The sequence below is a fragment of the Veillonella sp. 3913 genome, from assembly GCF_003992235.1.
Taxonomy (GTDB): domain Bacteria; phylum Bacillota; class Negativicutes; order Veillonellales; family Veillonellaceae; genus F0422.
Genome location: NZ_RQVF01000003.1, coordinates 44,165 through 69,808 on the forward strand (window position 1 = coordinate 44,165; position 25,644 = coordinate 69,808).

Annotated in this window: 22 protein-coding genes; 3 read left to right on the forward strand and 19 right to left on the reverse strand. The window is 39.6% G+C overall.

Annotated features, from left to right (window positions below):
* The first annotated feature begins 81 nt into the window (after positions 1-81).
* Positions 82-1,068, forward strand: coding sequence for a GMP reductase (guaC, locus tag EO113_RS05120; protein WP_062401653.1), 987 nt, complete (start codon positions 82-84; stop codon positions 1,066-1,068).
* A gap of 183 nt (positions 1,069-1,251) precedes the next feature.
* Here the strand turns inward: guaC and EO113_RS05125 are convergent, their stop codons facing one another.
* From EO113_RS05125 to EO113_RS05175, 12 genes are all read right to left on the reverse strand, one after another.
* Positions 1,252-2,037, reverse strand: a complete 786-nt coding sequence (locus tag EO113_RS05125; protein ID WP_009353363.1) for an enoyl-CoA hydratase — start codon at positions 2,035-2,037, stop codon at positions 1,252-1,254.
* Between the two features lie 7 nt (positions 2,038-2,044).
* On the reverse strand, positions 2,045-2,728 hold the full coding sequence (locus EO113_RS05130; protein WP_009353293.1) for a PepSY domain-containing protein: 684 nt from the start codon (positions 2,726-2,728) through the stop codon (positions 2,045-2,047).
* A 181-nt stretch (positions 2,729-2,909) separates the two neighbouring features.
* Positions 2,910-4,451, reverse strand: coding sequence for a nitrite/sulfite reductase (locus EO113_RS05135; protein WP_164726333.1), 1,542 nt, complete (start codon positions 4,449-4,451; stop codon positions 2,910-2,912).
* Between the two features lie 156 nt (positions 4,452-4,607).
* On the reverse strand, positions 4,608-5,096 hold the full coding sequence (locus EO113_RS05140; protein ID WP_127062376.1) for a DnaA ATPase domain-containing protein: 489 nt from the start codon (positions 5,094-5,096) through the stop codon (positions 4,608-4,610).
* Between the two features lie 9 nt (positions 5,097-5,105).
* Entirely contained in the window at positions 5,106-5,828 is a 723-nt protein-coding gene (locus tag EO113_RS05145) for a class I SAM-dependent methyltransferase (protein ID WP_164726334.1), read from the reverse strand.
* Positions 5,829-5,915: 87 nt separating this feature from the next.
* The gene (locus tag EO113_RS08165; RefSeq protein WP_156439334.1) at positions 5,916-6,089 is read right to left on the reverse strand and encodes a hypothetical protein; all 174 of its coding nucleotides are present in this window, start codon (positions 6,087-6,089) and stop codon (positions 5,916-5,918) included.
* A gap of 209 nt (positions 6,090-6,298) precedes the next feature.
* Complete coding sequence (cooS, locus tag EO113_RS05150) at positions 6,299-8,437, reverse strand: anaerobic carbon-monoxide dehydrogenase catalytic subunit (RefSeq protein WP_062401644.1); 2,139 nt, start codon at positions 8,435-8,437, stop codon at positions 6,299-6,301.
* A 1,122-nt stretch (positions 8,438-9,559) separates the two neighbouring features.
* Complete coding sequence (locus EO113_RS05160; protein ID WP_127135712.1) at positions 9,560-12,814, reverse strand: DEAD/DEAH box helicase family protein; 3,255 nt, start codon at positions 12,812-12,814, stop codon at positions 9,560-9,562.
* Positions 12,814-14,718 (reverse strand): Eco57I restriction-modification methylase domain-containing protein, encoded by a 1,905-nt coding sequence (locus EO113_RS05165; protein WP_127135713.1) that lies wholly within the window; start codon positions 14,716-14,718, stop codon positions 12,814-12,816. The genes EO113_RS05160 and EO113_RS05165 overlap by 1 nt, the downstream gene beginning before the upstream one ends.
* A 618-nt stretch (positions 14,719-15,336) precedes the next feature.
* The gene (locus tag EO113_RS08320) at positions 15,337-15,435 is read right to left on the reverse strand and encodes a putative holin-like toxin (RefSeq protein WP_370466870.1); all 99 of its coding nucleotides are present in this window, start codon (positions 15,433-15,435) and stop codon (positions 15,337-15,339) included.
* Between the two features lie 318 nt (positions 15,436-15,753).
* Positions 15,754-16,470: a DUF4198 domain-containing protein gene (locus EO113_RS05170; protein ID WP_127135714.1), complete on the reverse strand. Its 717-nt coding sequence runs from the start codon at positions 16,468-16,470 to the stop codon at positions 15,754-15,756.
* 150 nt (positions 16,471-16,620) lie between these two features.
* Positions 16,621-17,238: a site-2 protease family protein gene (locus EO113_RS05175; RefSeq protein ID WP_127061440.1), complete on the reverse strand. Its 618-nt coding sequence runs from the start codon at positions 17,236-17,238 to the stop codon at positions 16,621-16,623.
* A gap of 174 nt (positions 17,239-17,412) precedes the next feature.
* Between EO113_RS05175 and EO113_RS05180 the strand changes: the two genes are divergently transcribed.
* Positions 17,413-18,309: a helix-turn-helix domain-containing protein gene (locus EO113_RS05180; RefSeq protein ID WP_164726335.1), complete on the forward strand. Its 897-nt coding sequence runs from the start codon at positions 17,413-17,415 to the stop codon at positions 18,307-18,309.
* A 71-nt stretch (positions 18,310-18,380) separates the two neighbouring features.
* Positions 18,381-19,316: a hypothetical protein gene (locus EO113_RS05185; protein ID WP_127135716.1), complete on the forward strand. Its 936-nt coding sequence runs from the start codon at positions 18,381-18,383 to the stop codon at positions 19,314-19,316.
* Between the two features lie 135 nt (positions 19,317-19,451).
* Here EO113_RS05185 and EO113_RS05190 read toward each other — a convergent pair whose 3' ends face one another.
* The 7 genes from EO113_RS05190 to EO113_RS05220 form a co-directional block, all read right to left on the reverse strand.
* Positions 19,452-19,793 (reverse strand): hypothetical protein, encoded by a 342-nt coding sequence (locus EO113_RS05190; RefSeq protein WP_127135717.1) that lies wholly within the window; start codon positions 19,791-19,793, stop codon positions 19,452-19,454.
* Positions 19,793-21,139, reverse strand: coding sequence for a phosphoglucosamine mutase (gene glmM, locus EO113_RS05195; protein ID WP_062401625.1), 1,347 nt, complete (start codon positions 21,137-21,139; stop codon positions 19,793-19,795). The genes EO113_RS05190 and glmM overlap by 1 nt, the downstream gene beginning before the upstream one ends.
* Positions 21,132-22,745, reverse strand: a complete 1,614-nt coding sequence (locus EO113_RS05200; protein WP_127135718.1) for an NAD(P)/FAD-dependent oxidoreductase — start codon at positions 22,743-22,745, stop codon at positions 21,132-21,134. The genes glmM and EO113_RS05200 overlap by 8 nt, the downstream gene beginning before the upstream one ends.
* A 9-nt stretch (positions 22,746-22,754) precedes the next feature.
* Positions 22,755-23,597 carry a YbbR-like domain-containing protein gene (locus EO113_RS05205; protein WP_164726336.1) on the reverse strand — a complete coding sequence of 281 codons (843 nt, stop codon included), beginning with the start codon at positions 23,595-23,597 and terminating at the stop codon, positions 22,755-22,757.
* An 83-nt stretch (positions 23,598-23,680) separates the two neighbouring features.
* The gene (gene cdaA / locus EO113_RS05210) at positions 23,681-24,508 is read right to left on the reverse strand and encodes a diadenylate cyclase CdaA (RefSeq protein WP_009353264.1); all 828 of its coding nucleotides are present in this window, start codon (positions 24,506-24,508) and stop codon (positions 23,681-23,683) included.
* Between the two features lie 102 nt (positions 24,509-24,610).
* On the reverse strand, positions 24,611-24,925 hold the full coding sequence (locus tag EO113_RS05215; RefSeq protein ID WP_009353318.1) for an XdhC family protein: 315 nt from the start codon (positions 24,923-24,925) through the stop codon (positions 24,611-24,613).
* Positions 24,915-25,640: an XdhC family protein gene (locus tag EO113_RS05220; RefSeq protein WP_009353437.1), complete on the reverse strand. Its 726-nt coding sequence runs from the start codon at positions 25,638-25,640 to the stop codon at positions 24,915-24,917. The genes EO113_RS05215 and EO113_RS05220 overlap by 11 nt, the downstream gene beginning before the upstream one ends.
* Positions 25,641-25,644 lie beyond the last annotated feature (4 nt).

Below are 25,644 nucleotides of genomic sequence, written 5' to 3' on the forward strand. Positions count from 1 at the left end.
TGCCAAGATAAGAGGTCTTATGTATAATAGATAAGGATTATGTCGTAATCCTAATTCTGTCTATTTAGGGGGCAATAAATAATGATCAATACTACAAACATTTTCGATTATGAAGACGTGCAATTGATACCGAATAAGTGTATCGTATCCAGCCGTAGCGAATGTGACACAACTGTGAAACTGGGAAATCATACATTCCGCTTACCAGTTGTGCCAGCTAATATGCAAACCATCATCGATGAAAAATTAGCAAAACAATTAGCGGCTGAAAACTATTTCTACATCATGCACCGCTTCCAACCAGAAAAACGTTTGGACTTTGTAAAAGACATGCATGAGGCAGGTTTATTTGCATCTATTTCCATCGGTGTAAAACCAGAGGAATTTGAATTCGTTAAGGAATTAAAAGAAGCAAATCTATGCCCAGAATATATTACTATCGATATCGCTCACGGTCATTCCAACAGCGTTATCGACATGATTCAACACATTAAACGTGAGCTTCCTGAAAGCTTTGTTATCGCTGGTAACGTAGGTACTCCAGAGGCCGTTCGTGAACTAGAAAATGCTGGTGCTGATGCTACCAAAGTAGGCATCGGACCTGGTAAAGTATGTATCACAAAACTAAAAACTGGTTTTGGTACTGGTGGTTGGCAATTATCTGCTGTTCGTTGGTGTGCAAAAGCAGCCACAAAACCTATCATCGCAGACGGCGGTATCCGTGATCACGGTGACATTGCCAAATCTATTCGTTTCGGAGCTTCCTTTGTTATGATTGGCTCTTTATTCGCTGGTCATATCGAATCCCCAGGTAAAGAAGTGACTATTGACGGCGTAGCTTATAAAGAATACTTTGGCAGTGCTTCTGAACACCAAAAAGGGGAACGGAAAAATGTAGAAGGCAAAAAAATCACAATCCAATCCAAAGGCAGTATCTTCGACACATTGACTGAAATGGAACAAGATTTGCAATCTTCTATCTCCTACGCTGGTGGTACTACACTACAAGCCATCAAAAAAGTTGATTATGTCATTGTTAAAAACTCTATCTTTAACGGCGACCGGTAATCACATATACACGAGGACTCTTCTCTAGGAGGGTCCTCTTTATATTGGAATACTTTTGAACCATGCATCTTATTTTATATACGAACAGAATATCCCTTACGAGATGTACCTTCTCCAATGCCAAAAGAGCTATTATCGACCTTATTTAGTCGTAATAGCTCTTTTTTCACATCCTCAGATGCACTATTTAAATTTAGGTCGTCTTCCTTCAGCAAAAGCACGCACACCTTCACGGAAGTCTTCTGTTTCTCCTAAGGAATTTTGGATTTTCACTTCTAATTCCGCATATTCCTCAAAATTTGTAAAGAAACTAGCCCACATCATTTGTTTCATCGCTCGGAAAGATTGAACTGGCCCTTTCGCCAAGCGTTGTACTAAACGATTTGTTGTGCGTTCCAAAATCTCTGGTTCACACACTTTATAGACAAAGCCATATTCCTTACCTTTTTCAGCTGTTACCGCTTCTCCTGTCATAGCCAGTTGCATAGCTCTGTTGATACCTACAGCACGACTCAACAAATACATACCACCTGCATCAGGTGCTAGTCCCACATTGACAAAGGCTTGAATGAAACGACTATTTGTTGAAGCTACGCACATATCTGCTGCCAACACCATATTGAAAGCCGCCCCTGCCACAGCACCATCAGTACACATGACTACAGGTTTTGGCAAATGTTTCATAGCCAAAGATATTTCCATCACCAAGTGGGTAATCTCAAACAAAGACTCCGTATCGTCTTCTTCTACAGCGCGCTTCATTTCTGTTAGGTCTCCACCTACAGAAAAGACCTTACCTTCAGCCTTGAATACTAATACACGGGCCTCATCCGTTTCTTTAACTACACGAATAGCATCTAAAATTTCTTGGCACATAGGCACATTAAAGCCATTTTGTACTTCTGGACGATTAAATGTTATAGTCGCCACATTACCTTCGATGCTAAATATAATATTTTGATACGTCATACTTCACCTATTTTAATGTTTTCGTAGGATCTGCATCTACATCTTCTGGTTCTTCTTGTAATGTAAATGGTTTACCTACCCCATCATTACGCAAGCGATCTGCTTTAATTTTTGCCCAGTCGATAGGTTCTCCTTTTTCTAAGGCTTGACCTGTCACAGCATCTACTTTTACACTATATTCTTTTTCATCTTTATCTTGTGTGCGCACCATATAATGCACTTCATTATTTTCCGCTTTAATTTCCCATCCTCTAGTGAAAGAACCTTCTCCTACCAAAGCACGAGCTGCTACTTCCGCTTCTTTTGGGGAAATTACTTTCAATGGATTAAAGACTTTAGACGCTACATCTTTTGCTTTGCTAGAACGGAATTCACGCACTACTTTACCAGTAATTACGTCTACATCAATGGTAATTTTTTGTTTCGGTGTATATCCTACCACCACATACTGATAATTACCTTTTGATGGATCCAGTGTAATAGAGCTAACGGCTGCTTTTACATAACGGCCCACAAAGATACCTGCTACTTCACGCATGGACAATACCATGGATTGACCAGGTTGGCGCACCACCACTGTTTTATCATTTAAGTTAGAATATTCATTGATTTCAGCATGTGCTTGTGGCGCTACTGCAAAGGTTGTGGCAAATGCCATAGCTCCTACTAAGGCTAATGTACTTTTTTTCATTGGACTCTCCTATATATACAATTCTATGAACAAAACTTACATGACTATACTACACGAAGTTTGCATTCTCAATCTTGAGATATCTCTTTCATTATACCGTATCTATGTAATTTCTTCAATATAGTACATAGTTACTCAAAGTAAAAACGCTCCTACCTAAGTAAGAACGTTTTTATATACATTATAGATATTTACTGATTACTGCTTGGAATGCTTCTGGTTGTTGATCTTTCCATGTGTCAAAATCTTGTCCTGCTACTTCCAGTGCTTTCACAAGGTCAATGAAGAATTGAGGAATATCTTCCACTGTGACTACACCCACTTCATCAGACATACGTGGGCCTTCTAATTCACCATTACCGTTAATGAACACTTTGAAAGCTGGTTGCGGTTTACTATCCACTAGTTTAGTAAAACCATGAAGCCCTAAGGAGCCTACTTGATGTGTACCACAAGAAGATAAGCATCCAGATACATGTAATTGTGGCAAACGATCGGTAGATAAACCGGCACCTTCCACTGCTTCTTTGATGACTTTCACAAGTCCAGAAGAATCTTGGAAACCGATTTGACAAATGGTTGCACCTACACAAGATACAGTGTGCTCAAATTTATTTTTTGCGTGAGTATCAGCGATAATAGCTGCCACTGCATCTGCTTCTTCGCCAGTTAAGTTCACAATATATACAGATTCATCACCACAGATGCGAATTTCAGTGTCTTCTAAGCCACCTACATAATCGAATAATTTCACAAATACATCCATAGGAGGTGTACCTACTAATGGTTTGTATTGAATATAGTATAAACCTTTTTGTTTTTGAGGATTTGCTAAGGATGTTGTTGGAGTAGTCGTACCCACTTTGTTCACTGTATATGGTTTAACAGATAATGTTAAATCATGCGCCGCTTTAGATTTTTCTAAGTACTCATGGTACGCTTTACGGAACTCCGCTTCCCCTAAGCGTTGTGCAATGAAACGAGAACGAGCGGCACCACGGTTATTAAACTCACCTAATTCATGATACAAATGCATCATACCTTCCACATGATGTAATGTTTCTTTTGGATCTACATTTTCTGCTACTAACACGCCGAATGCAGAACCACCACCCATGCCACCACCAGCATAGACATCAAAGGTACCATTTTCTTTTGCCAAGAATCCTAAATCTTTAAAGTTTGCATGGCCCTCATTGTCTACCACGGAGAAACCAATTTTATATTTACGTGGTAATGCTAATGTACCAATTAAGGATACCGCATATTCGCTCGCTGCTTGTAAATATGGAGTCACGGCGAATGGCTCTTCAGGATGCACTCCATGTAATGGGCTTGCCGTTACATTACGCAAATTATCTCCACCAGTACCACGATTATAGATGTCATGTTCAAAACAGTCTTTATATAATTCTAAGATTTGTTCACCTTGTAATTGATGGAATTGAATACATTGACCTGTTGTGAAATGTACATATTTCAAATCATATTTTTTTACAGAATCTACTAGAAATTTCATTTGGTAAGGAAGAATACGAGAACCCATGAAACGCAAACGCAACATTGCGCTTTCAAATCCGCGTTCCGCATAACTACCAAATCCTCCACCAATACCTTTAAAATCTTTAGGAGCAATCTCTTTCGCAAAGAAACCCTCAATTCCTTTTTGAAACTTTTCAAACTCTCCTGCAAATCGTTGTCGTACTTCTTCTGAAATAGCCATTATACTTTCTCCTCTCCTGAGCACTCGCTCAATAGAAAACTCTTCTTCCCAAGTATAACAGATATTAAGGCGGATTTCTATAGATTGAAATCCGCCTCTTTTCATAGGTTATATCACTTAGTTATACAGTGTAATAACCGCCTTCTATTCATTTTTCTATTCGATGAAAGCCACAACTCCATCAGTCAATTCATTCTGCAATTCATTAGAACGATCTTCAGAGTCAAACGTATCATCAAACGTCACCGCCATACGACGAGCTTTTGCTTTCATGCCTTGTACAAGACGCATAAACATCTTTTTAGCTCCTTCATCATCGCTATACACAATATCCTGAACATCATCCACTAACAATAAATGTAGCTTACAGTATTCTTCCATATAATCTGCCACTTCTCCATAGGTCACGCTGTCGTTGTATTCTTTAATGAATTGCGCTCCTGTCACATAACGAACACGGATAGCAGCATTCTGTTTCACTGCCTCTTCTTCCATCGCCTTCAATAGATGTGTTTTACCCACATCAGCTTGACCAAATAGAAATAGTACTGGCTCAAAGCACTTTGTAAAATCAGTCATCGCCAACGCAGAAGCCATAGCGAATTTATTTTTCTCTGTTACCTTGAAAGTTTCAAATGTTTGCATAATTACTCCTTATTTCCTAGCCACAATGGAAAAGAGTGGCACTGGATTGTATAATTCATCTTCTTCATCATAGATACGGCTACTCACTGCCATATCTAGATACACTCTGGAAAAACCTGCTTTCCGAATCATATGCACATCCCAATGGGGGCGATCCATACGACTGATAGATAGTCCTTCCGTAATAGCAATGCATTCTTGCATAGTCTCATTCGATACTGTCTCATGAATATGGTGCTGTGCCACCACAGGCACTTTGAGTTCTACTCCATAATCACCATCGATATTGATAAGCACCCCTTTCGGCGCAAGCACACGGTACCATTCCTTATAGGCTGCTTCCACATCTGGTAAGGTCCAGGTTAGATTTCTCGCTAAAATCACATCGAAAGACTCATCTGGAAAATCTAATTTCATCGCATCCATACAGTGAAAGTCAACTTGACCCATTAGAGAGTCATGTAACTCTATAGCTTGTGCTTTAGCTACATCAATCATTTCTTTCGTTACGTCTACGCCAGTTACCGAATAACCCTTCTGAGCCAACAAAAATGCCAAAAAGCCCGTCCCCGTACCTAAATCTAAAATACGTTGGTGAGTATCTTTAATATGTGGTGTTATTTCACGCAACCATCGTGGCGCTAGATTTGATTGTAATTCCTTCATGCGTAGCGCACCAAAATCATCGCTTCGCCCTTTCCAATAGGCCATAATTCTATCTCGTATCTGCATATACCCTCCTTGCATCGTATCGTATTATACCATGAGGAACATGGTTTTGTATGTATCTTGAGTCACGAACAGATGGATAAAGGCCTACTAAAATACCTTGAGATTCCACACTAAAGTACGTGCTCCGCAATGTGGACATACTTGCTCAGCTACTGGCATTTCAAGTGTGAAATGAACAGATCCGTCCTCATTTACTCTTGTATGTTTGATATATTCCTCTTTAATTTTAAAGATAATTTCTGTATAATTAACTGTAGACATATATGACTCATCCTTTCTTAATTGAGTGGTTGCTTTTAATGATACGGTTTGAGTTTGTATATGTCTATTTTATTGCAACAAAAAAATGTTGGTGGCTACTCTTATATGAGTAGCCCCAACATTTAGTATAGAGCCCTTATAATAACTACAAGATCTATAGAGCGTGTTTGTATACTTAACTACAAATTATAATTTATCAAAAAGATAAACTATTTTACTTCAGCCCAACCTAAAGCAGCGCGTTTTTCATCCATATCTGCCAAGATTTTCTCAGCTACTTTAGCAGGATCAGTATTTACATACATAACAGAGCCTAATGTGTGTTTAGTGTCTTCTTTCAACCATTTTGTTACAGCATCAGAGCCTTGTGTAGGTGGCTCAACGCAGTGGTAAGAGTTAATCCCCATTAGGCGGAAGCCAAGGGATGCATCGATACCTTTTTCGTTAGACCATTCAGGACTAGACATTGCAAATGGCATTTGTGGTAAGTTAAGACCTAATTCAGCCGCAATACCACCAAAGATACCAGAAGAACGAGCATTATCTACACATTCACCAACATGCCATACTGGTGGTTGATCATCACCCAAGAACTCTTGTAATGCAGGGCTACATTTTTTAATAGCATCTGTATTACAGTAACCAAGTTTCATCAATGGGAAGGATGCACAACCATTTGTTAAGATGATACAACCATTTTTAATAAGTGTATCAACGATATCTACAGTAGCTTTTTCGTAGATAACGCGAGGGTTAGAACAACCTACTACGTTAACGATACCACGAACTTTGCCAGATTTTAAAGCCTCTGCCAATGGTTTGAAGGAACCATAATGTTTAACAGTAGATTCTGGAGAGAAGCCAACTTCTGCAGTGATTTCGTATGGTGGAATGAATACAGGCATACCTTTACGCAATTCATGCGCTTCAAGAGCACGATCCAAAATTTTGCGCGCCAATTCTTTTGTCTCAGACAAGTTAGTATGGTGATGATCGTAACCGATATGCTCAGCACCTGGCAAACGAGCTGCATCAGATGTAGTAATAACTTTTGTGTTAAAGCAACGTGCTACGTCCATGATAGCAGGATATACGTCTTGAACGTCAGCTACCCAGCAATCAAGAGCGCCAGTACCAAGTACAAGTTCAGCACCGATAGCATTACACAATGGAATTACATTTTCATAACGGTACATACTGGATAAGCCAGAGCAGCAAATACCGTAGAATTGGATGCCTTTAGCACCGATAGCTTTTGCTTTTTCTAAATACTCTTCGGACGCACCAATTGTACAAATTTGAGAAACCAATGTTGGTAAGTGACCATGAACAGCTATATTAACATAACCTTTTTTCAAAGCACCAATATTAACTTTGGATGTACGGCGACCGCCTTGACCGAATAATGCATCAGTAGCGATATCTGCAGCTACTACACCAGTAAATGTGAAAGCAAGACCACAACGCAAGAATTGTTTCATATTACTTTCCCAATCGCCATCTGTACCTACGGTTGTACGATGATATGCATCAAAGGCTTCATTGTATGCGGAAACAGGCAAGATATCCAAGTTTTTCCAAACTTCGCGACGCTCTGCAGGAGCCAACGCTGTAATTGTTTTATATTCACCTGGCAATGCACGGCTCAAATCTTCGAGCAATACATCCGCTAAATCATTAGCTACTTCTTTTAAAGAACGACCTTCTTCAGGGATGTTGAAAGCCTTACATACAGTACGGATTTTTTCTTCCCCTAAAATCGGAATATCCAATTGGTCATTAGCAGCAGCTTTCAAAGAAATCAAAATTTCACGAGCATGCGCACCATGTTGAGTCAAACCACCTGCAGCAGCACGTGTCATATTACGAGCTACGATGAGGTCAGCATCCGCACCGCAGACACCGCGAGGACTCTTAGGTGTAATTTTACAAGGGCCCATGAAACAGATACGACAACATATACCAGCAATACCAAATGTACATTGTGGTTGTTGTTTATCAAAACGATCAAATACTGTATCGCAACCAATTTGCTCCATGCGGAGAATCATTTCGCGCACAGCAGGATCTGGTGTTTGTTCGATAACATCTTGTTTGGTAGGCCATGTTTTTCGATATTCAGCAACGGCTTTCATGTAGTCATTTACACCATGTTCATGAGGCACGCCTGGTTCATGAGTGTGTGGCACCCATTTATCCGTTGGTAGTGCTTTGTCATGACTGTGATCATGGTCGTGATGGTGACCGCCACAATGGCAATGGTCATGATGATTGTCATGATCATGATGGTGATGATGTTCGCCATGGCTATGGTCATGGGTATTTTTGTTTTCCACATCTTTACTCATAATGAACCTCCTAGGGGCCTACATAGGCCAACCGTCAATAACATGAAAACATATTCTACTTTTATTTCGATTTTTAAAACACTATACTTGTAGGTTTTAAACCCTACTCCTAAATAGGTTTTAAATTACCTTAAGTATATTCTCTGACTAGACATCTGTCAATTACTTTTTGAGATTTTTTTGACTCATTTTTATCAAGAAAGGCTGCATTTACTATATTTATCAAATCCGATATTTTCAGTTTTCCTTCACAAAGCAAAAGAGTTTAATTCCCGTAAATTTCAGGAATTAAACTCTTTAATCGATAGAATAATATATTTAGATATTGTTTTATATGAATTATTATCCGCAAGCAGTACTAAACACGCTAACATTCCATATGTATAATTTATAAGAGAGTTCGCAACGGCAATGGCTTTTTTATTTTCTATGCTAATGGCTAGCAAGATTTGCTCATCAAGTACGGGATAGCTTTCAAGAGCTTGAGTCACGAACAGATGGATAAAGGCCTACTAAAATACCTTAAGATTCCACACTAAAGTACGTAGATACAGGTAGTATTTTTTCTAAAAGTATGCTAAAATATATATATATAAAGAAGAGCCATCAACGTGTGAACGGCGTTAGGCTCATCTCAAACAACTTTAAAAGTGATGATGCCTAACGTGTTGAGGTGTGAGAGACCTCTTTTACGTTAGGCGTTTTCATTGCTTACTTATATAAGGTAATGATGTTAACTACCAATGTCAAAATAGAAATGATTAAACTAATCTCTTCATACTTCGTCATAGTACCACCTCCTCCCATCACAGGAAGAGATGAGCCCAACAACACGTTGATGACTCTTTAAGTTCATTATATCACAAAATTCTTCAAATCGTTTATATTTCGATGCGAATTTTCCCCAAAGAACGCAGTCTCGAGTAGACACACCGTAGCGTTCTTTTTTCCATTATTGAGCAAACACAAAACGAGCAACATATTCCTTCTCAAACTGATCCTACGGTAGGTTTGTTCAGGAATATGGTGCTCGTTTATTTTGCTATATCAGCCTACTAGAACGCTACGATATGTCATAGTGATACAAGAGATGTCCCACAGGCTACATAACGGGATAAGTGACTACCCGAAATACGTATCTACTAATTCTTGCATTTTTCCTTCTTTCGCATAAGGAATTGTATCCACCTGTACAAAGTGATCTCGACAAACACTTTCACCAATAGGACCAAAAATAAAATTCATAGCAATTTTATAAATAATAGTAGATGGCGCAAATCCATATACCTGATATTCAAGAATATGTGCTAATCGTTCTTCATCTTTTGGGAACTCAACTTTCATCGTAGTATTATTATATAAACGTTTCACGATCTCAGCAATGTACAATCCAGATTTCATATACAAATCAATAAATGTTTTCGAAGAATCTTCAAATATATGAGGATTCTCTTTTTCTAATGCATCTACCATTTGTTTCACTATTTTTTTCGGTGTAAAAATCTGATTCGTTTGTTGTGGTGGAATATAGTCAAAAATATCTTCTGAACTATCTTCAAAGTAATTCGCTAATTCCAGTTTTTTCCGCAAAAACTCTTGAATAGATTCATTAAATGTCGATGCATCAAATAGCTGTCCTGCAAACCCTTCACCACCATCTCGCAAGTACCTAAACTGTTCCAATGTAATTCCCGTTACCTCTAAGAATACATCTTCATCCACATAGGTATCAAAGTTGTCTAAGGTTAGATTCGCATCGCCATAAGCCATCAAGAAACTTGGTATAGTTCTGGCAAATCCACGCAAATGACCACGAATTTTTTCTTCGTCACCATTCACCCGTTTTTGTAACACTTCTTCCTCTTGTTGACGAATTAATTGTTTTGGCAAGTTTTCCAAAGTTTCTTTCAATTTATCAGCCAATTTCGCTTGATGTTCTTCTTCTACTACACGGATTGCTTCCTCACGCTTTACGATAAGCGTTTCTTTTTCCGCTTCACTAGTTGCCTCGTTCATCTTATCTGTAAATTCCCGATGTGTATGAGCAATAGCTATCGCTTGTTCAGCATCATTCTTACGAACCGTATCTTCTATGGCACTTTTTATGTCTCTTTCAAGCCGTTGTACACTTCTGTTTTTCAGACCATATGTATCTTGCATTTCTGTAGCAATAGGACCAATATAGGGGGTAGTAATCTCCCTAACAATTTCTTCTGCCGTTGGTTTCGTTTCCTGTTGACGTACAGTAGTCTCAATGTGTTCAATAGAGGCGCGCAATCTATCCCCAAACAGTTCACCTTGACGATTTACCACAATTTCCTCTGGTACCACTGGACGATTATCCTCATCCAATTCCACATCCTCAATATCAAGCACATCGCCCATCACAATTCTACCTTGGTCAGCCACTGGCAGTTCTTCCAAAATATCCAAGACAGCTTGCGTTGCTCGGAATACATTCGCCATGTTATCAAACAAGAAATTCGACATAAATCCACGTTTCACAACCTCTTGTGCCTTAATTTGTCGAGGTATAGTCAACACTTGAGTAGCATCGATTTCCACCATGCAACCATCTGTATCCTCTGCAATGACAGGGAAAAAGTTCAGTAACTCCCCTATGTTTTCTTTTCTATCTGAACTCGTTCCAGCACCATTTGCAGTAGTAGACCGCAAATCATTGGCAAATTGGTCATATACTATGAGGGTCCGTTCTGGCGCAAAATCAAATACGTAGGCACGCTCTTTACGATAATGTATACCTTTTTCTACCCAAGCATAGGGGTTTTGTGCTCGAAATGCCGCTTGCATATACAATGCAGGTGACTTCATATTGCACAGCATCATAACACCCGTCCACTCTGGCACCGTCACGCCTGTGGTGAGCTGACCTACTGAAAGTGTTATGGTCCGTTCCTTATCCTTAATCGCTGTTCGTACCGCTTCCAAGGAACGAAGATTTTCATTCCCCTCATCAGACGTATAAGCATTACCAAAACCAGCAGCCAATACGATACCATAGTTTTCAAAGGTAGGATGTTCCTCTAACAATCGTTTGAGCGCCTTCGCAGAATCTACTCGATCTAAGAGCCAGAATGTATGCTTTAACTCATTTCGCAACTCTTTCGTAGAAAATGGATATTTCTCATTCCTTGTCAATGTATCTAACCAAGCTTTCACCGCATCAATATGGATAAATTCACCGCTCTCTTTTGTTGCAAAAAATTCATTTAAATCAAAAGCAAAGTCATAGGTTTCCCCATCAATGTGAACTCCTTCTCGTACCACATCTGTAATCATGTGTGACATTTGATAGGTAAACATGTTGAGCTCTGGTAAGGATTCATAAGGATTTTCGCTTTCACTGCTAGAATCCCAATCACGTTTCGCCCGTTGTTCATCTGCATAGGACCAATGATAAATTTGTTCCTCTCCAAAACGACCTTTCGCAATGGATTTAAAAGGAGTGCCCGACAAATGAAGCGTCCATCTTCTTTGAATTTGCTTAAATGCAAAATCTGTTTTCCAAGTATCAACTCCCTCATGAGATTCATCGATGATAACTAGGTCCCACATTAAATCGGCCACCCATTCTAGCTTGTTATGTTGACCACCAAAAAAAGTAGCCCCCTTTAAATCTTGTAAACTAATAAATGCAATTTGACCTATGTCTTCACAATCTTTCGCACAGTTGGTAAATTCATCACGACTCATAGCGGTACGATGTTTTAGTGATTCTGCACTGCTTACGAACTTATACTTCGTATTCCCTGCCATAAATTTATGAAAATCATCATACCAAGAATTAGCTACCGCAGGGCGATTGGTGAGCACCAAAACATTTGTCACATTTAGGCGTTTCACTAAATCATAGGCCGCTAAGGTTTTACCAAACCGTGGTTTAGCATTCCACAAAAACTCTCCTTTTTCATGAGATTGAAAATAGGCTAGGGTTTTCACTACCGCTTCTTCTTGCTCCCTACGCAACACATATTCACACTGTTGCCCTGGCTGATAACCAGATGTATCATGACGCGCAAACTTATGAAACAGTCGCTCTGCATCTTCTGGATGGTTATTAAAATAAAACCATTCCGTTTTTGTTTTACGCTTCACATCATGATATTTTAAAAACTGGTGAAAGTCATGGTCTTTAAAGTTGATCCCTTTATCGGGATCTTCTGTATATTCTGCAGCATGATGCCACAAAATATCCGCATCAACCCCAGATGTATGTACCTGTTCATTCACACGAACCTGCACCTCTCGCTCCGTATAGCCAATCTTAATCCAACCCTCATGACTTGGCACAGCCGGCAACGTATAGGCGTAAATCTTTGGTTCTACTTGCTTTTTCGTTTGTATGGTCGTTCTCATCAGTCCATAGCCCTCACTTTCGATTCAATAAACTCTATCTCATCTTGTGAAAGTCCATATTTACGATACAACTGACGGTCGATATCTTCAATCGACTGTGACCAGTCGATATCAGAATCGACCGTAAAGTCTTGGAGGGGGACGAAACGCCACGTATTTTTAGGATTATGTTGTGTAACCTTTAATACGCCTAATAAAGTCCTAGCAAACTTAGATTTTATATATTTCATACATGACCTTGCAGTATCAACGGATTCAAAATTCCCAACGGATAAAAAAGTTTGAGCATGCCCGATTAGGGGTTCCCCGATTAGGGGTGTGGATAACACTTCCCCAATAGCACCCGTACCATTAGATTTAGGTAAAATGACTTTATATTTCCCTAAATTTTCTGGTCCATTAATATAGTCTCTTCTCACCCATTTATAAGCCCTAGCATTATTTTCACGACCTATAATCTGAATATAATCTTCTTGTATATCTTCATTTGATAGTCCAGATTTAAATACCTCAGGTAGCTTATCAAATATATTCGTTGTCACATCATATTTATGGCCTTTACTTAATTTCATTTCCGCTTCTGGATAATCGCTATGTAACTTGTCCGTTAGTTTATAACTTTCAGGAGCATATATTAAATCACTAAATGTTTCAAAGCCATCAGATTCATATACTTTATGATATATACTATTTAATTCAGGAAAAGCCGTAAATGTGCCGATTTCTCCAAACTCTTTCTCTTTATCCTTATAGGTAATTGCCACTCCACCTTTAATATCTGTATTAGGAAAGACCTTTGATGAGTCTTGTTCATAATACAACACTTTAAAGTGTGGATCGTTCAACTTTTTACGATTCCATTCCTTCGGAGTTTTTCCCGCATTAAATAGAAATCGAGCCGGAGTAATTAAACATACTCTATCCGATACCTCTTCAGCTCCATCCATCATATAATTATAGATAGGCTTGTCACTTGTACCTTCTGTTTGCTCCTGATATGGCGGATTACCTATGACAACATCAAACTTCATCTGTCCCTCTCCTTTACTGATACTCTCTATGGTCACTAATTCCTTCTGCTTCCAGTCTTTTACCACTGTCAACATATCACCTTGAGGCGCCGGTGTACTATCTGTTTCTGTATCAAATAAATTCATTTGCACTTCTTTTACAGACCTATCAGAATAGGGCGTCCGTTTCGTCAATCCATTCATTTGAAAGACATTATATACAATAATAGTGGCGATGGCTTTCACCGTTTTAATCGTTGGCAATATGCCAAATTTCTGTTCATAATGCTCACAGAAGGATAGCAATAAATTTTCTCGTGCTAATAGCAAGGAATCCCCTTGCAGTTCATACCCATAGGTACTTTCATAGGCAATCTTTGCTAGTTTGATAAATTCTTTTTCAGAAGTCACCTCTTGGCTAATTCGTTGTAGTTTTCTATCTAAAAATCCCACTCGTTTTGGCACTGGAATACTATCGCCCGTAACAGAGTCGTAGCGAGTCACGATATACGGCGCTTCACCGCAAGCAAGTTCTAACCAGCGAAGAGCCACCCACTCTTTCAGAGTCATACCTTTCCATTCCTCTAGCACAGCAGACACCTGTTTGTCCACTAGCCATGGTGGCGTAAACACCTCACCACTAGACCGTGTTCGTTGCTCTTGCTTACGAGCATGCTTTGCCACCCTTGGTTGTATAATGGATTGGTGTTTTCCTACTAATAAACTTCGTCGAATCGGTTGATCACTACAAAAGGACTTTCCCATCCCCTCATAGGATTGAGATGCCCAAACAATATTCCGTTGTGTGGTCTTATCTTTTAACAGCGTCTTTAAAAGACTATCTATATCTTGATCTGTTTGATCAATCTCAAGCTGTGTAGTTAATATCTGCATCGTATTCCCTTTACATACATTGCCACATACAAGTATCTTCTTATAACTACATTCATTATAACACACTAAATGAATTATAATGATTTCATACAGAGTATAGTTAATCGCATTCTAGCAAACACCTAAACAGTGTCCACTACCATATCAAGACTAGTATTTCTCTGCAAGTTGTGGTAGACTATGGGTAGGTCTATGAATGCTATGAAAAGTATACAAATTTATATCAATAAAGATGCAATTGCTAACTTTTTCATAGTATCAACAGGAAGAGCTACAAACGTGGAACGGTGTTAGGCTTTTTCATTGTTTATTTAAATAGATCAATGAGTTGAACTGCTAGAGAGAAGAGCACGATATGTTCCAGATCAAACTTACCGCAAGATAAATTCGGGTTGGAATATGTCGTGCTCTTCCCTTTTCTATATTCAGTTAAGAACGCCACAGGCTAACTAGCGAAACAAGTAGTATTTTTTCTAGAAATATGCTAGAATATAGACATAAATAAGAAGAGCCATCAACGTGTACAAGGCGTTAGGCTCATCTCAAACAACTAAAAAAGTGATAATGCCTAACGTGTATAAGTGCTGCGAACACTTATTTTGACGTTAGGCTTTTCACTTACATTTGCATATAAGTCAAAACTGCTACAACAAGCAATCCGAACTGAATTAATAACATTAAAACTTCGAATAGTGTCATAGTACCACCTCCTCCCATATTAGGAAGAGATGAGCCCAACTCACGTCGGTGACCCTTCTATACTTAGATTATACTACGAAATTTCGCAAATCGTTAATAAATTTTAAAACTCATTCTTATATATTGCTTGTATATAAAGAAACTTCCCCAAAGGAACGCAGTTAGGCGTAAAAAACTTGTGGCGCCCATCTTGATTGAATTACACAAATACAAAACGAGCGCGACATATTCCGGAGCAAACCTACCGTAGGATCAGTTTGTGGAGGAATGTGTCGCGCTCGTTCATGTAACCACTCAATGCGTGCCACAAGTTTTCATAGCATCGCAAGTGACGTTTTACTCTGGTTGAATCGTAAAGGACAAGCTAGAGAAGTATTTAGTTTGTTCTCCTTTTGTTTCAGTTGGGAATGCTACTTCTACGCCTACTACGTTCACGCCGTTAGCAGCTACTGTAACCATTGCTTTACCTTGCGCGTCAGCTTGGCTTTCATTAGTCAAGTCGTTAAGAACGTCTTTGATCAATGGAGCGTTAGCATAAGGCATGCCATCTTTGAACACTTGGATTTCATAAGTGTCGCCTTTACGCAATGTCAATGGGTTAACACTTGGAACGATTTCGATTGGCATATTCAAACGTTCAGGTTTTACTGCTGCATTCCAGTAGTTTACATTGTATTTTACTGCATGAGTAGATTTTACCGCATTTGGTACATCTTTCATCATAGCTTTATGCGTTTTACCGTCTTTATCTTTTGTAAAGTAACCATAGTCAAATGTAGTTGCTGTTGTGCCTAACATTTCATTTTTTTCGATAGTTACATTGTGCTCATGAGGAATTACTTTCACGTTTAGCGGATTATACGCTACATCATATGCTTCAAAACTTTTTACCATAGATGGCATATATCCGTTATCTACAGGACCTTCCCCTAATACTAATGTTGGTTGATCAATACGTTCTGCAAACCATACGCCATGTGCAGACGCATTTGCTCCTACAGAGACTGCACCTACTAAAGCTAATGCAAGAATTGCTAACTTACTTTTTTTCATGATGGATACCCTCCTATGAAATATAAAATTTATAATACTTTTATTCTACACCTTCTGAGAATGACTAGCAAGATTTATTTTTAATTATGAATTATTTCTATAACCAAATACAATAACTATCTATATATACAAAAAACGCATACTATTCTGTTATAGAATCAACTGAACTATACTTTCAAAAACACCTAAAATCACTGCAAATACTGGACGGATGATGGCTCCTAAGAATCCAAATTGTCCCAATACCAAAATACCGATAAAGAACCATAACTGAGCGCCCAATAATTTTTCTTGCCATTCATAAGGCACATATTGCAATAGCACATAAAATCCTATAAAGCCAGGCACTGGTAACATGTTAAAGACACCAAATCCGATGCACAGTGTCACAATATAGGACATAACCATTTGTAAACCTGTGCTCACTGTGCTGACTTGCATAGCCACAGACATACCAGCATAGGCTAAGAATGCCACTAAAATATTAGCGCCTAGACCTGCTAAAGCAATTTGTATCATCCCTGTCCGTGGATTTTTAAAGTGATACGGTGAAAATGGAATTGGTTTACTCCACCCTACGCTAGCAATGAGCATCACCAAAATACCAAGTAAATCAATATGAGCAAAGGGATTGATTGTATCTCTCCCCCATTGTCTCGGTGTCGTATCCCCTAGGTGGATGGCCATCTTCGCCTGAGCATAGTTAAATATAGATATAGCAATAGCGATAGCTGGCAGCATCGCAATATAATGAATCATATCTTTCATAGTATCTCCTTCTATCATTAAAACTGTTCCTTTTATTATACACGATAGTCGTCTCCTTCCTCCATAGGTGATAGAAAATTTCCTACCAGTCATACACTCTCCTACCAGTGAGTAGACAACATGCTTCATTCTATGCATACTGAAAGTAATCTATCTTTCACAAGGAGGCATCTTATGAGGCAGCAAAAAAAGTTCATCATTCCCATTCCTTATGAATTACTATACCACCTATATGTGACGAAACACATGAGCACAAGCACTATTGCCAAGCAATTACACTGCAGTCAAAGCACTATTTGTCAACGCCTACGAGACTATGAGATTCCTTTTCACAATAGAACTCCCTGCATCCCCAAAGAGGAACTAATTGCACTCTATACAAGTGGTACATCCATCAACGCCATCGCCCAGCACTTTCATGTGTCCTCTCGAACCATCTATAGCCGTTTACATGAATGGCACCTAAAAGAACCTCGCCCTAGTTCTTCCCTAACAGCATTACCTATCTCCTATATCCTAGAATCCTACGATAAAGGATCTAGTGCCGCCATGATTGGTCGAGAATTACAGGTGGCACCTTCTACGATTATTCATATCTTACAACGTCATGGTATTCCTCTTCGAAATAGTATGAAACGCATTGACTTACCTATCGATGATATTTGTCATCTCTATACACAACACAAACTCTCTACCATTCATATTGGTAAACTATATGACGTCAAAGCCTCTACCATTGCCTCGAGATTACGAGAACAAGGGATTATATTACGTGGGAATAAAGATCAACTTCCTACATACTCCATTATTTCTGACTATGTACAAGGTACCTCCTTACAACAATTAGCGAGCACCTATCAGACTAAGTATCATACTATTCGTAATCTATTAATCCGTCATGGGGTCTATCAAAAAGCACGACGTATCCGCGACTTCGCCCATGCTATACAGATCTTCCACCAACGAGAAGGACTTTCCATAGCTGAAATTGCCACCCATTACGGATGCCATCCAGAAACGATTCGTCGCATTGTAAAAGATATATTACCTAAAGAAAAATCTATCCATTGATATCCTTGCTATGCGTTCTAAAGTAACGTATACTAAAAGTAAGTCTATCATTATTTGAAAAGGAGTTCATCATGGAGTATATCTTTGCCCTACTACCTTACTTTACGATAGGTATCGTAGCAGCGTTTATCTCCCGGTTTACGGGGATTACCATCTCATTCTTACTGGTACCGACCCTATTATATTGGGGTGCTACACCAGTAGAAGTTGTGTCATTTATGTTGACATTCACTTTGTATAATACATTCACCTTAGAAACACAGGATGTACGATTAGATTTTAAAGAGTTGACCTTCTTTCCAGGTTGGAAGTTAGCGATCCCTCTTGTTATCTCTTTTGGATTAAGTCTCGTATCTCCGCACTTATCTATCGGTTTATTTATTTTCTTCTTTATCTTGGAATTAGGTGCAGCCTTATACAAACGCATTCCACAAGCAGAGCGTCCTACCCTGCAACAAATTGGAGTTTCCTCCTTACTTGCGGCTGGTTGGACTATTGTTGGTGTCTTAGCATACCGTCATATTCCTGATACTTGGTACTTCCTATTGGTGGGGATTGCTATGTTGGGCTTAACTTGGTTTGCTTACTATGCAGGGGCTAATCGCTATGCTATGCGTCAATCTTGGACTGCTATTTGGCCATCCTTATCCTTACTATTAGGTCTATTCGGATTGGAAATCTCCTCCTATATTCATGGGGTAAAACGAAATTTCCCCTCTCCATTTGATCGCATTGTGCCTATGGTCACAGTAATCGGTGCTTTTGCTGGTACCATGGTTCTGTTTGTACTAGAAAACCAATTCTCCTTGGCTTCCTTAATTGCTGCCGTTGGTTGTGCCTTCGGTATCCGCATGTTTGGATACTACGGATTCAGTAAGTCTGGTAAATTCTCTTGGTTAATCATCGGTTTAACCATCCTCATCGTGCTTTGCTTATATTTGGTAAGTCCTGCTCCAGTTGGCATGGATACAGGCAATCAATTATTACAAGCACCGATTGCAGAATAATCTATAACTAAACTATGCAAAAATATAACAAACTAGTTCCTAACAAAATAGGACTGTAACAAAATAGCCCGTAAATAAAATAGAGGAAAGTTGATTAAAAATTATCAACTTTCCTCTTTTTGTATATGTAAAAGTCTATCCTTGTGGAAATGCTCCAATGAACTCCCAATCGGTTACATCTGGTATACGACTCTCTCTATCCATGGATTGTAAAGTCTCTATACACCACTTTGTAGTGACATATCGTTTTACATACATGTGATTATATCCCTCTATATCCAAAGCAATTTCCAAATTTAATTGATCTGGATGATCTTCATCCATAATAGCTTGGACAAAGTGGCAGTTTTCTTTTGGTGTGTCCCAAAACAAACTAAAGAACACGCGTTCATCTGCTACAATTTGATGTAATACCTTCTCTACATCGTGCCAAGTTCCCTGTTCATAGGTTTCTTCATCCGTCACTAACCGAAACATTAGGCTTCTCCTTGTTCAATGCGGATTACATGTCCAATACGATGGCATAATTCATCCAATTGTTCTTGCTCCGGACCTTCCGCCATAACGCGAATCAATGGCTCAGTACCAGATGGACGCACTAAGATACGACCATTAGCACCCAGTTCTTCTTCTGCTTCACGAATAACATCTTGGATGGCTGTATTCGTTTCCCAACCTGCTTTAGTTAAGACGCGTACATTCACCAACAATTGTGGGTATTTCGTCATCAAACCAGCTAGTTCAGATAGGGATTTTCCTTTTTCTTTCATAATGGATAAGGTTTGTACTGCCGTCAATAAACCATCGCCAGTGCTATTGTAATCCAAGAAGATGACATGTCCAGACTGTTCACCACCAATCGAATACCCTTCAGCTAGCATTTTTTCCAACACATAACGGTCTCCCACAGCAGTGCTACATGTTTGCATGCCCAATTCTTTAGCTGCCTTATGGAATCCGATATTGCTCATCACTGTGCCTACAATCATGTTCTCTTTCAATTTACCTTGCTCTTTCAAGTGTAAACCGCAAAGCAACATAATTTGGTCACCGTCTAAGACTTGGCCTTTTTCATCAACCATTAAACAACGATCTGCATCACCATCATTGGCAATACCAACCTGAGCGCCTTCTCTTAGCACTGCCTCTTGCAAGCCCTCTAAATGAGTAGACCCTGCATTATCGTTAATATTTGTACCCGTTGGTGTTACATTGATAGCAACTACCTCTGCTCCTAATTGGCGAAGGATCTTAGGCCCCACATAAGAAGCTGCCCCATGGGCTCCGTCATAGACTACTTTCAAACCAGTTAGCATATCACTAGTGGATACTACGAAGTTTACATATTCTTCCACCCAGTCTTGATGGTAGAAGATTTGACCAATATCACCTTTTGTTGGTCGTGGCAAGCAATCGTCTGCACTAGCTGTACATAATTTTTCAATTTCATCTTCTACAGCATCTGGCAATTTAAATCCATTACCGTCGAAAAATTTAATACCATTATCTGGATACGGATTATGGGATGCAGAAATGACAACCCCTGCAGTACATCCTTTCTGACGCACTAAATAAGCAATCGCAGGTGTCGGTGCTTCCCCTAAAATAATCACATCTCCACCTACAGCGCAGATACCAGAGGCTAAGGCATTTTCTAGCATACCTCCCGATATACGTGTATCACGTCCAATTAAGAACGTTGGACGATCTACAGATTGACCAAAGTAAGACGCCGCTGCGCGACCTAAATGATAGGCCAACTCTGGCGTTAAAAATTCATTCACTAAGCCTCGTACCCCATCTGTACCGAATAATCTACTCATGATGATCTCCTTTCAAAGGGCCATATGTATTCATAATTAGTATGGCAGTTTCTGCCCCATCTAAAGCGGCACTCATGATGCCTCCTGCATATCCTGCACCTTCCCCGATGGGATATAATCCCTTCGTGGACTGTGAAAGTCTATTTTCGTCTCGTACGATGCGAAGCGGTGCTGATGTTCGTGTTTCCACCCCAGTCATACACACATGGTCCGCATCAAAGCCTTGTATCCGTCGCCCAAAATATGGCAACGCCTCCGCTAATGTATTCGTCACATACTCCGGCAAGCATTGACAAATATCTGCTGGTGTCACACCAGGTTCATAGCTATATGCCTCACGTTGTACGTCATTTGTCTCTGTACGACCTAAGAAATGCCCTACCGTCTGAATTGGCGCATGGTAATTGCGACCTCCCACGATAAAAGCCTGTTCTTCCCATTTTCGTTGAAAGTCCACCCCAGCTAATGGATGATCTCCAAAGTCTCGAGGTCCTACCGTGACCACCAACGCACTATTCGCAATCCCACTGTCACGAGCGTATAAACTCATACCATTCGTGACTACACCACCCTCTTCAGAGGCACTGGCAACAACTTGTCCCCCTGGGCACATACAAAAACTATAGCAAGAACGATCTTGCTCTTTATCGTGATACACCAAGGAATATTCTGCAGCTCCTAAGCCAATATCTGCTGGATGTACTCCGTATTGTGACGTGTCGATCACATCTTGATCATGCTCGATACGAACACCAATAGCAAAAGACTTCCCCTCTAAATGAACACCTCTGTCATAGAGCATACGATAGGTATCGCGCGCACTGTGACCAACCCCTAACATCACAATATCTGCAGAGATTCGTTCTGTTCCATTAATAACAACACCGGTTACAACTTGATCTTGTACTTCAATATCTGTAACCTGTGCACCAAAACGAACTTCTCCACCCCATGCAATAATCTGCTGTCGCATAGCTTTTACCATGTGGCGCAAAATATCTGTTCCTACATGAGGTTTATGTTTATATAAAATTTCTTCAGGAGCTCCAAATTCTACAAAGTACGTAGCAATCTCATGAAGTCTTGGATGGGTTACACGAGTGGTTAATTTACCGTCTGAAAAGGTACCTGCTCCACCTTCACCAAACTGTACATTCGATTCGGGTTTAAAAATACCTTCTTTCCAAAACTGTTCTACATCTAAGGTACGCTGGTCTACATCTTGACCTCGTTCTAACACAATAGGACGATACCCTTCTCGCGCTAAGTAAAAAGCCGCTAGCATGCCCGCCGGTCCAAAACCTACCACCACTGGTCGATGTTGCATAGACATAGTACCACGCACAATAGGTTCCGGCATTTCAGGTTCCATCAAAGTAATATCTTTATACCGACTTAATTTTTTTATCAATTGTTGTTCTTGGTCTACTTCTAAGAACATAGTGTACACAAAAGTAATATGCGGTTTCTTTCTCGCATCCACAGCCCGTCGTACCACATGAATCGCTGTAATACGTCCTTGTAAAGGGCTATATTTTTTAATCAATAATTCTTCTAACCGTTCAGCATCTTGTACGGGTATCCGAAAATTTATGATACGTAACATGACTATCTCCTACATATGAGGTTCTATTTCTACTTTTACTACAACTCGGTCTGTCGACGTAGCCACACCTTCTGGTAATACAAAGCTATAGTTCCCCGTAAAACTACCTGTAGCGCCATTGACTGGAATATCAATGGTTTTCACTCCATCAATACCATTTAAAATGGATTCTTTTCCTACAATCGTCAATTCTTTTGGTTCCACTACCACTCGTTTCACTGTATATCCAACTGGCACATTACCTACTACATTGGCTTGAACAGGTACTTTTTTCTCCATACGAATACGCTCTAAATCATATTGAATTTGAGCTCCCTTTGGTGTAACCGTAAGACCTTCTACCACATTTCCAGATGTATCTACTGGCAGAATTTCTCCTACTTCAGTAAAGCTTTCACGATGTTTATCTAAATTAATCCGAATCACCGCATAAGTAGCCTTGCTCACAAGGTGAGCTGGCCCCGCAATAGTTACCGTCGTAGGCATAATTTTAGACTCTTTAATGGCAATGTCATTAGGCACTGTCCCCAATGGTTGTGCCTGCACTTGCAATTCTTTTACCATATATTCATCCACCGTAACGGTCACATTTTCAGGGGTCATACTGTCAATGAAAGTCCCTGTAGGTGCCGTAAAGTTAATGGCTATATTTTCCTGTCCTACATGAGCATTCTTTAAATTTACATAGGCTTTCAGTACAGACGGATTAATATCAAAGATAGCATTGCGAGGTCCTCGTAAATGGACACGCACTTCCGTAGGTACACCTTCTACTAAATAGTTGGAATCCAAGTTTTGCACTTGTACTGGTACGGTATAGGTCATTTCAATGATAGGGTTTTGATCCTTCATGACATACACCCACATGCCTATAGCGCAAAATAAGCAAAATAATTTCATTCCCCAATTATGTTTTAATCCTACTATCCAATGCATCATTTCGATTCACCTCGTTTTATCTTAAGTAAAGAGCTGACTGCACTTGGTGTTGGCTCCAATAAGGACAACATAACTGTGCGCAACGTATCTTCTGTGACACCACGGTGAATCTGCCCTCCTAAGGCATAAGAAATTTGTCCCGTCTCTTCGCTAACCACTACCACTAAGGCATCACTTTCTTCACTTTGCCCCAAGGCTGAACGGTGTCGTGTACCCAATTCTTTACTCACATCACGATTTTGACTTACTGGAAGTAAGCTTGCGGCAGTCTCAATACGACCATTACGAATAATCACTGCTCCATCATGGAGAGGAGATTTAGGATAAAATAAATTCATCAACAATTCACTAGTCACGAGCCCGTCAATACGAGTCCCTTGCATAGATAATACGTCTAATTTCATATTTCTTTCAAAGACCATGAGAGCCCCTATCTTGCGACGAGACATACTACGGCAAGCAATGACTACTTCTTTCACAATGGATGTGAGTTCTTCTTTAGAAATTTTAGTACGGGATGAGAAAAATCCAGTACCACTACCCAATTGTTCCAAGAGGCGTCGTAATTCTGGCTGAAACACAATGGGTAACGCAATCATAAGGACTGCCACACTTTGTTGCATAATCCAACTTATGGTATGCAAACCCATGAAGTGTGCCACAATATTAAGAACAACTAACACGCCCAAACCTTTTAATAAGCCTAAGGCTCTTGTATTTTTAACTAGACGATATAACCAATAAAATAGCGTCGCTACAAATATAATATCTACGATATCTAAGAACCGTAATGTGGCTAATGTAGTTTGTAATTGAAACAGCATAGAATATCTCCTATCCTTTCTAATACAAATAAGGGTACATGCTCATGCATGTACCCTTTTATTGTATCCTATATTAGTATTTTTTTCTAGTAAACCTATTGGTTATACATGGTAAGTTTCGATGAGTACGTCCATGTTACCGCCACAGACCATACCTTCTTTAATCGCCACATCATCGTTCAAATCCACATAAATACGACGAAAACGTTCTTTCTTTTTTAATGCATCTACCGCACTCAAACGAATTTCATTTTCCGCACGGCCACCACCAATGGTGCCAAAAATAGATCCATCAGGATGCACAATCATAGTAGTACCCGCTTTACGTGGTGTAGAGCCATGAGTTTGTAAAATCGTTGTCACTGCCAATGTATCTTGCTTATGTTGTTGTAGATATTCTATAAACTCATACTTCATGTGCATACCTCTTTTTCGATAAAAAACCACCTTGTTTACGATAGGACACCGCCATGTATTCTGCTACGATAGAAAGTGCTATCTCTTCTGGTGTTTGGGCTCCTAAATCTAATCCAATAGGACCATATAACATATCTAGCTCTTGCTGTGTCCAACCTTCTTCTTTCAACACTTCAAAAGCATGGAAAATACGTTTTTGACTGCCCATCACACCCACATAGGTTGGCAACACATGACGCACTTGGTGCAAGCATATACTATCGAACTCATGAGCTCTAGTGACTACCACTATGCCTGTATAGGCATGAAGATTCAAATTATCCTTTAATGATTTAAAATCTAAATGCACTCGTTTTACACGAGAATCAAAAAAGTGTTCTTGTAAGTATTCCGCTCGGTCATCAACTACGGTAACGCCACAACCAATGAATAAAAATTGGTCAGCCACACAACGGCTTACGTGACCAGCCCCTAGTATGAGAACTTCTGGATCTTTTTCTACTGGTTGTAGGAAACATTCCATATCTTCAACAGAAAATAATTGTGGTTCTATTCTTTGAGGTACTGTAAAGCCTTCAATAGCATTGCCATACACCACGTCACCAGTATGGCTATACATCACTTTATCGCCTTGTCGCTCTCCAGATAAAATCGTTACAATCAACGATGATTCATCCTTTGCCATACGTTCTTGCGCAATATCAATCAGATTCATGGTA

Bases quoted from the DNA above. Each gene is read 5' to 3' on its own strand.
- EO113_RS05135 (WP_164726333.1), bottom strand. From the start codon at position 4,451: ATGGCTATTTCAGAAGAAGTACGACAACGATTTGCAGGAGAGTTTGAA.
- EO113_RS05190 (WP_127135717.1), bottom strand. From the start codon at position 19,793: ATGTTTCGGTTAGTGACGGATGAAGAAACCTATGAACAGGGAACTTGG.
- cdaA (WP_009353264.1), bottom strand. From the start codon at position 24,508: ATGCTGTTTCAATTACAAACTACATTAGCCACATTACGGTTCTTAGAT.
- EO113_RS08320 (WP_370466870.1), bottom strand. From the start codon at position 15,435: ATGGGAGGAGGTGGTACTATGACACTATTCGAAGTTTTAATGTTATTA.
- EO113_RS05145 (WP_164726334.1), bottom strand. From the start codon at position 5,828: ATGCAGATACGAGATAGAATTATGGCCTATTGGAAAGGGCGAAGCGAT.
- EO113_RS05180 (WP_164726335.1), top strand. From the start codon at position 17,413: ATGAGGCAGCAAAAAAAGTTCATCATTCCCATTCCTTATGAATTACTA.
- EO113_RS05165 (WP_127135713.1), bottom strand. From the start codon at position 14,718: ATGCAGATATTAACTACACAGCTTGAGATTGATCAAACAGATCAAGAT.
- EO113_RS05125 (WP_009353363.1), bottom strand. From the start codon at position 2,037: ATGACGTATCAAAATATTATATTTAGCATCGAAGGTAATGTGGCGACT.
- EO113_RS05200 (WP_127135718.1), bottom strand. From the start codon at position 22,745: ATGTTACGTATCATAAATTTTCGGATACCCGTACAAGATGCTGAACGG.
- glmM (WP_062401625.1), bottom strand. From the start codon at position 21,139: ATGAGTAGATTATTCGGTACAGATGGGGTACGAGGCTTAGTGAATGAA.
- EO113_RS05130 (WP_009353293.1), bottom strand. From the start codon at position 2,728: ATGAAAAAAAGTACATTAGCCTTAGTAGGAGCTATGGCATTTGCCACA.
- EO113_RS05185 (WP_127135716.1), top strand. From the start codon at position 18,381: ATGGAGTATATCTTTGCCCTACTACCTTACTTTACGATAGGTATCGTA.
- cooS (WP_062401644.1), bottom strand. From the start codon at position 8,437: ATGAGTAAAGATGTGGAAAACAAAAATACCCATGACCATAGCCATGGC.
- EO113_RS05140 (WP_127062376.1), bottom strand. From the start codon at position 5,096: ATGCAAACATTTGAAACTTTCAAGGTAACAGAGAAAAATAAATTCGCT.
- EO113_RS05215 (WP_009353318.1), bottom strand. From the start codon at position 24,925: ATGAAGTATGAGTTTATAGAATATCTACAACAACATAAGCAAGATACA.
- EO113_RS05170 (WP_127135714.1), bottom strand. From the start codon at position 16,470: ATGAAAAAAAGTAAGTTAGCAATTCTTGCATTAGCTTTAGTAGGTGCA.
- EO113_RS05205 (WP_164726336.1), bottom strand. From the start codon at position 23,597: ATGAAGGATCAAAACCCTATCATTGAAATGACCTATACCGTACCAGTA.
- EO113_RS08165 (WP_156439334.1), bottom strand. From the start codon at position 6,089: ATGTCTACAGTTAATTATACAGAAATTATCTTTAAAATTAAAGAGGAA.
- guaC (WP_062401653.1), top strand. From the start codon at position 82: ATGATCAATACTACAAACATTTTCGATTATGAAGACGTGCAATTGATA.
- EO113_RS05175 (WP_127061440.1), bottom strand. From the start codon at position 17,238: ATGAAAGATATGATTCATTATATTGCGATGCTGCCAGCTATCGCTATT.
- EO113_RS05160 (WP_127135712.1), bottom strand. From the start codon at position 12,814: ATGAGAACGACCATACAAACGAAAAAGCAAGTAGAACCAAAGATTTAC.
- EO113_RS05220 (WP_009353437.1), bottom strand. From the start codon at position 25,640: ATGAATCTGATTGATATTGCGCAAGAACGTATGGCAAAGGATGAATCA.